Source organism: Paenibacillus sp. BSR1-1, assembly GCF_030403775.1.
Lineage (GTDB): Bacteria > Bacillota > Bacilli > Bacillales > Cytobacillaceae > Neobacillus.
In genome coordinates, this window is record NZ_JAQMWQ010000001.1 from 106,703 (window position 1) to 121,211 (window position 14,509).

The 14,509-nt window shown below is 37.9% G+C and carries 13 protein-coding genes; 2 read left to right on the plus strand and 11 right to left on the minus strand.

What is annotated here, in order from left to right; all coding sequences use genetic code 11:
* Nucleotides 1-1,028: 1,028 nt before the first annotated feature.
* From PH210_RS00500 to PH210_RS00520, 4 genes are all read right to left on the minus strand, one after another.
* Nucleotides 1,029-1,214, minus strand: coding sequence for a hypothetical protein (locus tag PH210_RS00500; protein WP_289982207.1), 186 nt, complete (start codon nucleotides 1,212-1,214; stop codon nucleotides 1,029-1,031).
* A gap of 317 nt (nucleotides 1,215-1,531) precedes the next feature.
* Complete coding sequence (sdaAA, locus tag PH210_RS29690) at nucleotides 1,532-3,094, minus strand: L-serine ammonia-lyase, iron-sulfur-dependent, subunit alpha (protein WP_354669932.1); 1,563 nt, start codon at nucleotides 3,092-3,094, stop codon at nucleotides 1,532-1,534.
* Nucleotides 3,095-3,215: 121 nt separating this feature from the next.
* Entirely contained in the window at nucleotides 3,216-4,610 is a 1,395-nt protein-coding gene (locus tag PH210_RS00515; protein WP_289982948.1) for a M20 family metallopeptidase, read from the minus strand.
* Nucleotides 4,611-4,673: 63 nt separating this feature from the next.
* Nucleotides 4,674-5,903, minus strand: coding sequence for an MFS transporter (locus tag PH210_RS00520; RefSeq protein ID WP_289982208.1), 1,230 nt, complete (start codon nucleotides 5,901-5,903; stop codon nucleotides 4,674-4,676).
* Nucleotides 5,904-6,041: 138 nt separating this feature from the next.
* On the opposite strand from PH210_RS00520, the gene PH210_RS00525 reads away from it, so the two are divergent.
* Together PH210_RS00525 and PH210_RS00530 are read left to right on the plus strand one after the other, a co-directional pair.
* On the plus strand, nucleotides 6,042-8,075 hold the full coding sequence (locus tag PH210_RS00525) for a helix-turn-helix domain-containing protein (RefSeq protein WP_289982209.1): 2,034 nt from the start codon (nucleotides 6,042-6,044) through the stop codon (nucleotides 8,073-8,075).
* 238 nt (nucleotides 8,076-8,313) lie between these two features.
* A complete protein-coding gene (locus tag PH210_RS00530; protein ID WP_289982210.1) occupies nucleotides 8,314-9,465 on the plus strand; it encodes a S8 family serine peptidase in 1,152 nt (383 codons plus the stop codon).
* Nucleotides 9,466-9,770: 305 nt separating this feature from the next.
* Here PH210_RS00530 and PH210_RS00535 read toward each other — a convergent pair whose 3' ends face one another.
* The 7 genes from PH210_RS00535 to PH210_RS00565 form a co-directional block, all read right to left on the minus strand.
* Complete coding sequence (locus PH210_RS00535) at nucleotides 9,771-10,286, minus strand: hypothetical protein (RefSeq protein WP_289982211.1); 516 nt, start codon at nucleotides 10,284-10,286, stop codon at nucleotides 9,771-9,773.
* Nucleotides 10,287-10,347: 61 nt separating this feature from the next.
* On the minus strand, nucleotides 10,348-11,382 hold the full coding sequence (locus PH210_RS00540) for a DUF3231 family protein (RefSeq protein WP_289982212.1): 1,035 nt from the start codon (nucleotides 11,380-11,382) through the stop codon (nucleotides 10,348-10,350).
* Between the two features lie 76 nt (nucleotides 11,383-11,458).
* Nucleotides 11,459-11,926, minus strand: a complete 468-nt coding sequence (locus PH210_RS00545; RefSeq protein ID WP_289982213.1) for a CBO0543 family protein — start codon at nucleotides 11,924-11,926, stop codon at nucleotides 11,459-11,461.
* Entirely contained in the window at nucleotides 11,916-12,419 is a 504-nt protein-coding gene (locus PH210_RS00550) for a CBO0543 family protein (protein ID WP_354669934.1), read from the minus strand. The genes PH210_RS00545 and PH210_RS00550 overlap by 11 nt, the downstream gene beginning before the upstream one ends.
* Before the next feature lie 215 nt (nucleotides 12,420-12,634).
* Entirely contained in the window at nucleotides 12,635-13,357 is a 723-nt protein-coding gene (locus tag PH210_RS00555; RefSeq protein ID WP_483312069.1) for an ankyrin repeat domain-containing protein, read from the minus strand.
* Nucleotides 13,357-13,767: a nucleoside deaminase gene (locus PH210_RS00560; RefSeq protein ID WP_289982215.1), complete on the minus strand. Its 411-nt coding sequence runs from the start codon at nucleotides 13,765-13,767 to the stop codon at nucleotides 13,357-13,359. The genes PH210_RS00555 and PH210_RS00560 overlap by 1 nt, the downstream gene beginning before the upstream one ends.
* A gap of 42 nt (nucleotides 13,768-13,809) precedes the next feature.
* Nucleotides 13,810-14,508, minus strand: coding sequence for a response regulator transcription factor (locus PH210_RS00565; RefSeq protein ID WP_289982953.1), 699 nt, complete (start codon nucleotides 14,506-14,508; stop codon nucleotides 13,810-13,812).
* Nucleotide 14,509: the final 1 nt, after the last annotated feature.

Below are 14,509 nucleotides of genomic sequence, written 5' to 3' on the forward strand. Positions count from 1 at the left end.
ACCTTATAATGCTAAGTATTTCGTCTTGCAATACAGTTCAAATATACACATTCCTAAACTGTAGGTCGGAGGTTCGAATACTCTTTGGGACGTCACATTAGAAAAGCGCGATTTATCGCGGTTTGTTATCCGTTAATCAATACGGTGACAATGCGGTGACATGGCGCTTTTTTTTGTTGTCTGTAGGACGTCATTTTTGACACTGTAGGACCTCGATAGATGAACGTAGGACACTAGCGGCTGAATTACAGGAGAAGTTAAAACCGCATGAAACGTAAATTTATTGGCGAGGACAAATAAAAAAAGTAGACCATTTAGCTCATACAAACAAACGCTCAGTAATTTCTTTAATTGTCGGTATTTTATAATTACTTATCCCTATATATGGTTTTATCTTAGGTATTATTGGAATAGTATTGTCATTAAAAAGCTGTAAAACAGATTAATAAAACAAATGAAAATGGAACAGGATTAGCAATCGCAGGTTTAATTTGTAGTATAGTTGGAATTATTCTTCAACTTTTAATGGTACTGGGGTTTCTTGCCTTTTTCAAAGTTAAAGTAAGCGGTTAAAATATATAGCTAAATAAATTGATAGTAAAAGTGGTGAATATCGTTTTGACACTCACCTCTTTATTTTTGGCTAAAATGAACATGCATTTCAGATGTTTATATTAGAAAGTAATAGTCTTAGCCTAGAGTGGTGATTTTGTCTATTTGAGCCTTATGTGAAGTTTTAGATAGTGTTATAAGGATATAAAGTCTAGGAAATACGAGATATAGGTACGGTAAGGATTGCTACATATCCGGGTAGATAACGGAAACTATGAAGCGCTAGTGACGGATTATGAGGATGGGATCGGAGTAATTGGACGGCGGAGAAAGCGAAGAAGCTGCAATCGATAATGCTTTCGAGTCAGTTAAAGTTTCGGAGTAGGTATGGTAGAGGTGTTCGGCTTGCGTTGAGTCGGGCACTTTTTATATGTACGTACGGTGATGCTATCGAAATAAAAAAAACGAAGAGCAAATTACTCTCCGTCTGCTACTACGATTTCGTATCCGAGTGGCTGAAGTTTACTATCGAATAATTCCCGTGAAACAATAAAGAACGTTTTGCTGCCGTCATCACTTACGACTAATTCATCCGGGCTCTTATCGACCTGGGCTTCGATTAGGTTTTTGTAACGCATACCGAGTAATTCCGAAATGTTCAAGCTTATCACCTCCGCATTATAATATCAGAATTTTCGGGAATGTAAAGATTTTTTAGGCACCTGAGTTCGAAAAATTATGCGCAAGTTAGAAACGTCAAAAGAAAGGCCTGGCCGGAATGCATAACGACAGAGTAGTCGGAATGATGGCTGCGACCTGGTATCTGGTATGATCGAACAGACCCCTGAGATTTCGGAACGTAAAGTTTCCTAAACTGTAGGTCGGAGGTTCGAATCCTCTTTGGGACGTCAAAAAGCCTTGATTTTTCAAGGCTTTTTTTTTCTTAAAAATATGCAAATCAACAAAATGCTTTTGGATACTATTTAGTTTCAACCCAGACAATTTCGTTAACAATTGGAATTTCCTTTGTTAAAAGTGTTAATAGAGTTTCTTCGGCATGATTATCAATTTCGCAAATTGTGATTGCCGGGCCGTTTATTTTTGAACGTTCATTCGCCATCCGAGCGATGTTAAATCCGTTTTGGTAAAGAACAGCCGATAATTCGGAAATAACCCCTTTTCGGTCTTTATGGCGGATCACAAGTGTCGGCCGTTCGCCGGAAAATTTTAACGGGTAATCGTCCAGTTCCTGAACCTCCACCTTGCCCCCACCCAAAGAACTAGCCAATACCTTTACAGTACGTAAAGCCCCTGATATTTCTACAAGAACAGTGTTAGGGTGATAACTTCCAAGCACCCTTTTCGTAAATTCATATTGTAAGCCCTGTTCTTCGGCAATTGCCTTTGCATTTGGAATGCCATCATCTTGGGTCGATAATCCCATAACACCAGCTAACAGGGCTAAGTCTGTTCCGTGCCCTTGGTAGGTTTCAGCGAAGGAGCCCATTAATGAGAACCTCACATATAATGGTTTTTCATTCAACAGCTGGTAGGCAATGTTCCCAATTCGAACAGCCCCGGCGGTATGCGAACTTGAAGGGCCAACCATTACAGGGCCGATAATTTCATAGGCACTTTGGTATTTTGCCGGGCCACAGCCACTCGCTTTTTCGTTGAAAATCTGTTCTTTTAATTTCTTGCCTGTTGGAGTTTCGGCAAGACCGCCTATCCCTGTTTCTCTCAACGATTCTGGCATTTGCTGTCCTACCTCATGCATCACATGGACTACCTCATCCGGAGGGATAATGCTGACTACCCCTGCTAACGCCATATCTGCTGCAGCTTGTGCGGTAATCGCATGTAAACCATTCCGAATAATGCATGGGATTTCCACCAGCCCGGCCACTGGGTCACAGACCAGCCCTAGTGAATTTTTCAAGGCGATTCCAACAGCATTTCCAACCTGCGTCGGTGTTCCACCGGCCAGCTCAACAAGGGTGCCGGCTGCCATTGCTGTTGCAGATCCGACTTCGGCCTGGCACCCCCCGGCTGCCCCTGAGATTGATGCTTTATTCGCAATAACCAAGCCAAGGGCGGAGGCAGTAAACATGGCCTGAACAATTTGCTTACGGGTAAAATTTCCGCTATCAAGGGCATGAACCAGTACAGCCGGCAGGATTCCTGCTGATCCTGCTGTCGGTGTTGCCACAATCCTCCCCATCGCCGCATTTACCTCTGAAACCGCGAGCGCATTCGCTGCAACATTTAATGTCGTAGGGGTGACAAAGGAATTCCTATTTTCGGCATATTGGTGAAGGCGGTGCCCATCCCCGCCTGTCAAACCGGTCCGGGACATTACGGGACTCATCGTCCCTTTACGGACAGCCTCCTCCATCACTGCAAATTGCTCAGCCATTTTTTCAAGTATCGTATCTCTAAGATCACCTTTCTGTTGTACCTCTGTATTTATCATTAAATCCGCGATAGTTGTTTTCTCTTTTTCAGCAAGTTCCATTAATTCTCTTAAACTCGTGAATGACATATGCTCACTCCCTTTAAAGAAGACGGTCCCTACGCCTGAAGCATAAGAACCGTCTCTCTGTTTCCTGCCTGCTTAGGAAAAATTCACATAGATTGCGATTTATCAATTCCACTCCTGAATTTTATATTGTTTGATACACCTTTTGTTTATATTGAGGAGGTGTTAGTTCTTTAGGGATTAGCGACTCATAGGTTTCTCCTTCAAGCCTTTCTGCCAATTCCTTCTTAGCCTTTTCAAGTAATTCCGGGTTTTCAAGAGCCGAAATAGCTGTACACGCAATTGCTTTTCCTGCTAATAACATGGCATCATGGGCGTAGCTTTCTTTACCTTGCGCGACAGCCTGCCAAGTATGAAACGGTGTTCCAAACGCCCAGGTGGAAGTAACACATTGCGCCGTTGGTACATTCCAGCTAACATCGGCAACATCCGTAGAACCTCCCATAAAGGTTTCTTTTTCAGAAAATGGGGCGATAAAGTCGGCAATAGGCCGTTCAGCTAATAGAGAAGCTCCCTGTTTCCCCACTTGTAAAGCTGCCGCACGCTTCTCCTCGTCCGTCAAAGTTTCATAGATGGTTTTTGCATAGTTAATATTCTGCTCCGAAGCAAGGGGAGCTCCTATTTCTTGCATATATTGGTGCATCACTTTTTCAAGAGTTAGGTTAGGAATTAAATTATGGCAGGAGCCTTGAATTTCGTAATCTACCTTCGTTTGCGTCATAAGAGCTGCACCACGGGCACAGTCTACTACCCTGTCATAAAGCTCTTTTACCTGATATGGTTTCGGTGCACGGATTAAATAAGTCACTTCCGCCTCTGCCTGAACGACGTTTGGAGCCAATCCACCTGTATTGGTAACAGCATAATGAATCCTAGCTTCATCAATCATGTGTTCTCTCATATAATTGACACCGACGTTCATAAGTTCGACTGCGTCTAATGCACTTCTCCCTAAATGTGGTGATGCACCGGCATGGGCACTTCTCCCTTTAAATTTAAAGTGTGCATGGATGACCGCATTGGCAGTGGAGTTCATGACAGCATTCATCGTGGCAGGATGCCATGAAAAGGCAGCATCCACATCTTTAAAAAGACCGTCTCTTGCCATAAAAGTTTTCCCATATCCACTTTCTTCTGCCGGACAGCCAAAATATTGTACGGTTCCAGCAAGCTTATTTTCTTTCATATAATCTTTAACCGCAATTGCAGCCGCTAACGAACCTACTCCCAGTAAATTATGTCCGCAGCCATGGCCATTTCCATTTTTCATAATGGGCTCAAACGTATTGCTGCTCGCTTGTTGACTTAGCCCTGCCAAAGCATCATATTCACCCAGAATCGCAATGACCGGATGACCCGATCCATAGGAGGCAATAAAGCCTGTTTCAAGACCAGCTATCCCCCTTTTTACGGCAAACCCTTCATCTTCCATTGCTTCACAAAGCAAATCAGCTGAACGATATTCTTCAAATCTAGTTTCTGCAAGCTCCCATATTTGATCACTTAGCTCTTCAAACATTGGACGTTTTTCATCTATTAAACTTGTAATTTTTTCTGATAGAGCAGTCAATTTTTCCATCTCCTAACTTGCATTTTTTTTGAAAGAAGGAACCTCTTTCTTAGAGCGAATCAAAAATAAAGATCCCGCACACAATAGCGCAAACATAATCAGCATTATAAAAGCCACTGTATAAGAACCGTCAAATGCATCGACTAAAAATCCTATTAACATCGGAGTAAGAACACCAGCGAATTGTGCACCTGTATTAATAAAACCATTTGCTGTTCCTACAACCTCTTCTGATAACATTTTTAATGGAGCTGAGATGATTAGAATAATATTAAACGACATGAATACAGTAACAACACTTTGATAGACCGCAAACATTGCTATGTTTGGCGCAAAAGCCATTAAATAAAGAAAAACCGCCGTTAATACTGCAAATATCGCTGCAATTACCTTATCTTTCCCTTCAGGTAATTTATCTAAAATATAGCCACTTGCAAGCATCGCGATAATTCCTGCAACCGCTGGAATAGCTGAAATATACCCAACGGATGTTAAGTCGAGATGTCGTGCCTTTACTAAATAAGTTGGCATCCATGCCATTAATCCCCATTGCACGGCATAAATCGCAAAATAGGCAAAGAACAAATTCCATATAATCGGAGTTTTTAAAACGTCTCTTAATGGCGCTTTATTTTTGGAAGGGTTTTCAATCTTTCCTTCAGTTGAACCTTTCTGCTCTTTTAAGAAAAAGACGTAAAGTAAGGTAAATATAATACCAATAGCACCTGCAATATAAAAGATCATTCTCCAACCGATCGTTTGCATAGACTGGGTACCAATGATTGGTGTTATTACTCCCATTATCGTACCGGAAGTAAGCATGAAGGACATAGCCCGGCTCCGTTCATTTTGCGGAAACCAACTCGCAATACCTTTTGATGCAGATGGAAAAAAGCTTCCTTCCCCAATTCCAAAAAGAAATCGAATGAGGATTAAAGACATGAATGACCATGCCATTCCAGACAAAATCGTGAAAACGGACCATGCAAGAACAGCCATGACGATGATTTTTCTGAAACCAAAACGATCTGCGAGCCACCCACCTGGAATTTGCATTAATGCATAACCTGCAAAAAAGCTGCTTAAAACAATTCCTGTCTGGGAGGCACTTAATTGGAGATCCTTTGAAATACCTAAAATCGCATAATTCATGAAAAATCGATCAAAGTTTCCAATTGACCATCCTAAAAATAGCAAGATGATAATGACATACTTCCAGTTCTGCGATAATTTGGATACCATAACGTTCCTCCTTGCGAAATTTGTTGAATTCTATTTAAGTATAAAAAATTTGGACTATTCAAACAATGTTCAGTCCTATATAATAATTACATAAATTATGTTGAGTTCTACATATAAATCCTATAGGGGAGTGTAATAGTGGATACCTTAATGGGAATCAAACAATTTTTAATAGATAACTGCTCCCTCTCACATTTTGAGGTGTGGCAAAGTATAAAGGGATTAGATTTTTCACTTGCATTATCCCATCATTTTGATAAAGAAACTCCCGTACCAGGTAGATTTTTCAATGAAGAAATACTAGCCCATGAAAATTTCACCGATATTTACTATCATTATTCCAATCATACAACCATAGTCATCAGAATTAGTAAATCTTCCGTACTAAACAATGAGAGCAAGCAAGAACTTAAACCGATCATAGATTTACATTACTTGCAAATAATGCTAGATCGAGAAAAATATATTAGGAACAAAATGATGGAGAGTATCCGTGATATCTCCGTACTCGAAGATTTAAATGACTTGTTAAAGAAAATATTAGAAAATGCCATATCTGTTATTCCTGCAGCAGATATGGGAGTTCTATGGATGTACGAACCAAGCTTAGATGTGCTATTTCCTAAAGCTTGGACGGGCGGTCCTAATGAAGAAATTAAAAAAATGAGGATGAAGATTGGGGAGGGAATTATTGGGAAAACATTTAAAGATAATAAATCTTTTATTCTTACAAATATAGATGATATTATCTCAGAATCCTCTAATATTTCAGCTGATAATCTTTTTTATCTGTATAATTCTGTCCAATTTGACGATTTAAAATCCATTATTTCAGTTCCAATAAAGGTTGAGGAGAGTACTTTATGTGTATTGATTGTCTATCAAAATGGTCCTTATCCCCTTTTAACAAAAGATGATCAACAACTGTTAGAAAGCTTTTCTGATCAGGTCTCGATTGTATTAAGAAATTCGAAGCTTTACCAAAATCTAAAAAAACAAAATGATCTTTTAATTCAACGAGATACCATACACAATACGTTAATAAAACTGTCGCTTCAAAATAAGGGTTTACAAAAAATCGCAAATGAAATAAAAAAGATGATAAACCATCCATTAATGATCGTAGACTTAACAGATCATCAGCAATACTCAAGTCCACCCCAACGGAAATGGGAACTTCCTCTAGAGATAAATACAAAATTAAAAACTCAATCTTTTTTTACTGAGTCTTTAAATAATCAGTCATTATATATTCACCCTATTATTGCGATTGATGTACCGATTGGAATAATGGCAGTGGATATGGAGGAGGATGAACTTTTTCCTTTAAACAAAATGATTATTGAACAGGCAAGTTCCGTGATTGCATTAGAGATTATCAGAAATCAAACATTAGTGGATTCTTATTATCAAAAAACAAATGATTTATTTAATGATTTTATTCAGTGCCGAGAATATAATCTGATACGAAAGAAGGCCATGGAGCTTAGAATTGTTGATCATCCCTATTATTTGGCAATCGCAATTCATATACATCCTCATGCCGACTTTCACTTTCTTAATATGCAAATGCATAAACTAATTGCCCAAATAAAAAAACATTTAGGAATATATGTTTCAATCGCTTTTGGTTATGGACATAAAGTCACGTTGGTATGCCAATTTAATCACTATGCAGATCAGGATTATGTAAAAAAGAAAGTAGCGCTGATTCATTCTAATTGGATGAATGCTCATGAAGAATCGCTAAAAATAGGGATTGGTACTTGCTACCCAAGTATGGATAATATAGCAAAAAGTTACTCCGAAGCAGATAAAGCCCTTTCTTTTCTTATCTCCAGGCAGCTAAAAAGCATCGTAAATTATCAAGATATTGGCATTAATCATCTATTTATTCACCAACCTATGGATGACTTGAACTCTTTTATTAATGAAATTTTTAATCCGCTACAATCTGATAAAGATGGTACGTTAGATTTAGAACAAACCCTGCTTGTCTATATGGAAAACGACCGTCAAGCTACACAAACAGCTAAACTTTTGCATATCCATGTTAATACCTTATATCAAAGGCTAAAAAGGATCGAAGAAAAGCTTCAAATTTCCTTTTCGAACCCAGAAGACATTTTAAAAATTCAGCTTGCATGTTACTTAAGAAATTCAATAGTCTGACTTAGCAATTAACATAAAACGAGAAAACGCAGAATTAACGCTATTAACCATTGATTTATTTTGGTTAAAATAAGACGTTAATTCAGCGTTTTTTTGCTATTTTTTCACTACCGCTTCATCATGACCGACGGACAACTAGTCTTTTTTTATCCTATACTGCCATTTTGCCTTGTCCATAATCTTCTGCCCCGAATATATTATAGAACCAATCATCTTAAGGTAAGGTGAATCGCATATTATGAAATTTTCCCCAGATAAACTCCTCATTTGCTTCCGTACTTATGTTTCTAATCTGAAACGGCTTGAAATCCATCAAGAAATTGGAGCGACGTTGATTGACCATATTACAGAGTTGAATGTCGATATTGTCTCTGTTAAACCCGATCAATTGACTGCAAGTTTGTGTCGTTATTCCGCTTGTAATGAAGTGGAATATGCAGAACGCAACTGGATCGCGAAAGCAACCAGCAAGCCTAATGGATATTCCCACAACGACTCTCCTTCTCTTCTGCAATGGGGACATTTAAAAATTCAGGCTCCGCAATCCTGGAGTAAAATTCCTTCTGAAGTCCTCAATCCCAATCTTTCTCATAATCAGGAGTTAAAACCAGTTGTTGTAGCGGTTCTAGATTCAGGAATAAATAAGCATCACCCTGACTTGTCACAAAAAGTTGTGCTGAATAAAAACTTCTCGAATTCCTCTACAAAGGATGACTTGTACGGACATGGCACTCATATCGCTGGCATTATTGATGCAATTACAAATAATAGAATAGGTGTGGATGCTGCTACCTTGAATGCGGTTAAATTGATGAACGTGAAAGTATTGGATGATAATGGACAAGGTACCATCAGTCGCACTGCGAAAGGAATTATCTTTGCTGCTAATCACGGTGCAAAAGTTATTAATATGAGCCTTGCCTCTCCAGAAGCAAATAAAACGTTACACCGTGCTGTGCGATATGCTACAAAAAAAGGAGTAGTGTTGATTTCATCTGCAGGAAACTATGGAACAAGTCAGAAACACTATCCAGCGGCTTTTCCTGAAGTGATTAGTGTCGCTGCAACCGATGAAAACGATCAACTTGCAGGCTTCTCCAACTATGGGGGCTCATGGGTGGATGTTGCAGCACCTGGTGTTTCTATTTGGTCAACACTTCCTACTCATTCTAATCCTATGGGAGGAATGGATACAGGACCTCTTAGCGGAACATCCCAGGCATCTTCGTTTGTAAGCGGACTGGCTGGTCTAATCTTGGCAATTAATCCAAAATCTAAAGTAAACGTAAGGCGAATAATAGAATCGAATACTGATCCAATCCCAGGGCAAGGCACTTTATATAAGTTTGGACGAATCAATGCATTTAAAGCGGTCAAAAATGGGCCGTAAATTTCACGGATCATCTAAACGGTTGCATGGGCTAAAACTAACAATAATCCATGTATTTCTTTTTAATAAAAGAGCTTCATGCATTACTTAATTATGAAAAAATTGATTTTTCCAAAGAAACAAATAAGAATAAAGGTTGACTCAAAAGGTCGTTGAATGACGGCTCTTTTGAGTCGTTTTTCTTTCTGTGATAAAAAGCAGAAAAAATTTACGGACGAACTACACACCATTTCTAATTTGATTGCGGTAAACTTCCACAAGCTATCTTTGGATAAAAAATAGCGCCTAAAATTATTTATAGGCGGCTATATATAAGGATAAATAAATCTGCTAAAAAGTTTTCGTTGCGGGACCTCAAACTGCTCAATCTTAAGTTTAGCCCTCTTAAATATTCCTTTTAAGAGCATCCCCATTAAAACTCCTGGAATCACGCATAACATTGGAAACCAAACTGTTCCCAACAAAACTCCAAATAACTTCACTCTAGCAGAATACATAAGGCCCACAGTCACAAAATAGGCGGAAAAAACAAACGGCAAATAAGAATAGGGTTCCTTGCCTCCACCAGCATCTTTATAAGCGTCCCACATTGCAAAAAAGTAAACACAAGGATAAAACATAAGCCATTTATATTCAGTATGGTCAATGGCTCTCACAATTTCACCATTAAAACTATGTAAGATTAAATCATTAAAATGAGATTGAACATTAATAACAAATTCTAATGCAATTAAGATAATCCCTTTAAGGTAATTTCCATTAAGTAATGGACCAAATCCAGGGAGAGCAATACTCCATAACAATTTTTCTTTTGGATTCACATCTGTTTAACCTTTTTCTTTTAGAATTTTGGGTTACACATGCTTTACTGTTGGTTATACATCACCTTGATAACTTATTTCTCTCAACTGCATAGGGAGGCTGCTCCATCCAACCGTTCTCAACCATAAGCCTTGCAGCATCTTCAACAAATCTTGAAATGTTCAATAATGACTTTGAGTACATGAGTGCCATATCATGTCTCCCACTTACTGCCTCAGAATTTCCAAATGCCCTAATTTTCATGGCGAACATGTCCAACTTATGAAACAACATTAATTTATCTGAAAATGGAGAAAATGTTGATTTTGTTACCAAATGATCATGAAGAGATGGTGCGGGCAAATCATTTTCATGGAGTTTTCCCATGTATATTTCGATGTGTTTATGAGTAAAATTTTTCCCTTGTATAAACAATTCTCGAATCTTTTCTGATTTAACAACTTGGCTAAATGCCATAATGAGTGCTTTGCTTGTTGTGTTATTTTCGATATTATCGTAAAGATGAGTAATTTCTAATGCGTGTAATGGTCGTACATCTCCAAAAAAACCATTTAAAAAATCTTTATGTACAAATTCCACTTTATCGGGGACTGGAATAATAGGTGGTTTGATAATAAACCCTTTCCCCATTAATATATCTTTGATTTGTTTCATCAAAGCCATAGTGGACTCCATACAATTAATAAAAAACTCTTCTACATCCTTTCTATAAACGAGTGGTACCGCTACGTTATAAATACTCATCCCAGCCTTAGCAGCATATTTTAAGTAATGTACGTAGAATTCATCTTGAAACAAACGAGGGGCCTCAGCATTTAGGTCTTCATCTTCTGAAAAACCTTTCGGAATAGGAAAATTATCTTTCTCGAAAATCCCTTCTGTTGTTTTTAGGAACTCCGTACTTAATTTTAACGCATTTTCCAACAGGGTTTTAATGTCTGAGTCTTCCACATGTTGAAGAAAATACTTTAAAATACATTTTGACATGCTATTTCCCATATAGGTGGCCCATAGTTTCCCCATTTCGGCTGCTGTGAGTTCTTCACTTAGGTCCGATTTTGCTGAACTTATATTAATTGGTTTTAGCGAGTCCATAGAAAAATCTCCCTTTAATGTTTTAATTAGTATTTTCCTCCATTCAAAATCTATTCTGCTTTAAAGCTATCAAGTATTAAGTTCTAGGTTTTAAGAAAAACCAAACACAAAATAAGCGCACTATAAAAAGTGAAATAAAAATGGTAATCCAACTGATATACCATTCCCAATGTATGTAAATAATGAGGTGGGTGTATTTTTCTATAATTACTTCACCGAAAGTCAAAACCGTACTGAAAACGAAATAATAACCTAATTGAACAAGGGGTCTTCGATGATTTGGATACCATACATTAAAGACTGCACAAGTAACTGGAAAGATATAAAACTCATAATCAAAGCTAGTTCGATTAATTGATGCAAATGACCGAACTGGATATTCAATCAGTCCCAGCTCTACGACACATAGACCTGTAAGAAAAGTAATAACCTGCATGAACAAAAATGCTACTACCGCAAGTCGAAATCTATTTTTAGGCATGAAAAAAAGGACACCTGTTGCTACTGTATACACCGATAACAAGATCCACCATTCAGTCTTCATTAGTGCCTCCAACGTATGACTTAATTGGAGGTTTTTCCTTATAGAACCAATTACAGCAGATTAGGCTTATGTAAAAAAGAATTCCAATGTAAATCCACATCCCAAACCAATTCAGGGATCCATATTTTATTAAATCTGTATATATCTCGAGAATGTTATCATATATCGTGATGACAGATATCCATATGCAAAAGTATGTAAGTCTAAACCATCGATTGTTCTTTGCATTCCAATGTACATAAAAAATAGCAAACAATACAGGATAAAAAAAATAATTAATGGTGACCGTGAGGTCTGTTGCTTTAGGGAACAACCTGACGGGCGCACTTAACAAACCAAATTTAAAAGAAGGCATATCACACAGCCAAATGAATGCTTGAAACATTATGGCAGCTAATATCCCCTTGCGGCGATCTTTGTGTGGAATGAACAGTATAAAGCCAATAAAACCGAATAGCCACATTGCTGCCAAAATCATATACTCCATTAGCATCTATCAGAAAATTCCCTTCTATCAAGGTAAGCATTAATTACAGTAATAGTATTTTGCCACTAAAGTTCATTTTTTAATTGTATTCAGAAGTATTTTGTTTCCATTAGGAACACCACTACGAAAACCCTTGCACTGCAAGGGTTTTTCTGTTGTGTCCATAATATTTTTTATATTTAAAACATCCAGTTTACCTCCAATTTGCTTATTAGAGTTTTCTACCTTTTTGCACCTGCTTGAAGGAGAATCTTCTCAATTTCTACGAAGTTTCTTTCGCTCGCATGTTGAAGAGGTGTTACACCCTCAGAATCTGGTATGTTAACATCTGCACCGTGATCTATTAACACCTTGATGGTTTCCTGCTGTTTCTTTCCGCCGTCATTTAGAACAATAGCCTCCATTAATGCTGTCCAGCCTAAATTGTTTATATGATTAACATCTATTTCTGTTTTATCTAGCAGTTCTTTTACAACATCAATATATCCATGTTCGGAAGCTGGAATGAGGGCTGTTCCACCATACCTGTTTAAAAGTTTTGGATTGGCCCCCGCCTCAATAGTAAGTCTTAATATCCCAATATACCCTTCTGCACCAGCATAAAGGAAGGGATTATTTTTCAGATGATCCTGAATATTAACATCCGCCCCCTTATCAATTAAGACTTTGGTTGTTTCTATATCATTCGCATAGGCAGCAATCATGACCGCTGTCCTTCCCCTACTATCTTGGCTATTTATACTTACTCCCTTATTTAAAAAACTATTAATCTCGTCTATTTTTCCGTTTTCTACAGCCTTAAAAAATTGTTCTTTCATATTAACCGCCTTTTCTACCGGAACTTCACTTGACTTTTCAACTATTTGGGGTATTTGACAACCTGTCAAAATAAGGAACATGAAACAAAAAGGAAGTGATTTACGTATCGTAACAAACCATATCATTAATCAATTGATAGTTGGATTAGTTTATTTATTCTTTTTTCGTTTGACAATCCAACTTGTTCATAGATTTTTTTTGCTTGCAGCGCGAGAGGATTTCCTTCCATCGGATTGGCAAAATAAATCTTATTCATATTTGCAAGATAAATAGCGCTTAAACACATGGGGCACGGTTCACCGCTTGCATACAATTCACATTCTGATAAATCTTCTGTCCCTAAAGAACGTGAAGCTCTACTGATTGCCTGAAGTTCTGCATGTGTTGTTGGATCGTGTGTGGCAAGGACATCATTTACTCCTTCTGAAATAATAACTCCATCTTTTACAATAACCGCCCCAAAGGGTTTACCGCCTCTATCCGCATTATTTTTTGCCAGATTGATGGCATATTCCATCCATTTTTTATTACTCATTGAAACCCACTCCTATCAATTATTTAGTTTACCTCTATTAACTTAAACCGATATCATATAGCCTGCGCCCCAAACTGTTTCGATATATTGAGGATTGGAGGGATCCTTTTCAATTTTGCCGCGGATTTTTCTAATGTGCACTGTAATGGTGGTAATATCCCCAGAGGAATCAAGACCCCAGACGGTTTCGAAAAGATCCTCTTTGCTAAAAACACGATTTGGATGCTGTGCTAAATAAAGTAATAGATCAAATTCTTTTGCCGTTAAAGTGACCTTCTGATTGTTCACATAAACCTTTCGAGCCATTTCATCAATGACCAGCCCTCGTATTATTATTTCCTTTTTTGTTGTTTCTGTACTCCCTATTAAACGCTCATAGCGTGCCAAATGGGCCTTCACCCTAGCAACAAGCTCCCCTGGACTGAATGGCTTAATAATATAATCATCCGCTCCAAGACCCAAACCTCTTATTTTATCTATATCTTCCTTTTTAGCTGAGACGAATAAGATGGGGATATTCTTTACAGCTCTTACTTGTTTACAAATTTCGAATCCATCTACCTCTGGCAGCATGACATCGATAATTAATAAGTCATAATCTTTATTTAGTGCACGTTTTAATCCTTCTTTGCCAGAGGTTTGTAACTCAGCATCATAACCATTAATCTCAAGGTAATCTTGCTGTAGTTCTCCAATATCAAGATCATCTTCTACGATTAAAATTTTTTTCAATGTATTCACC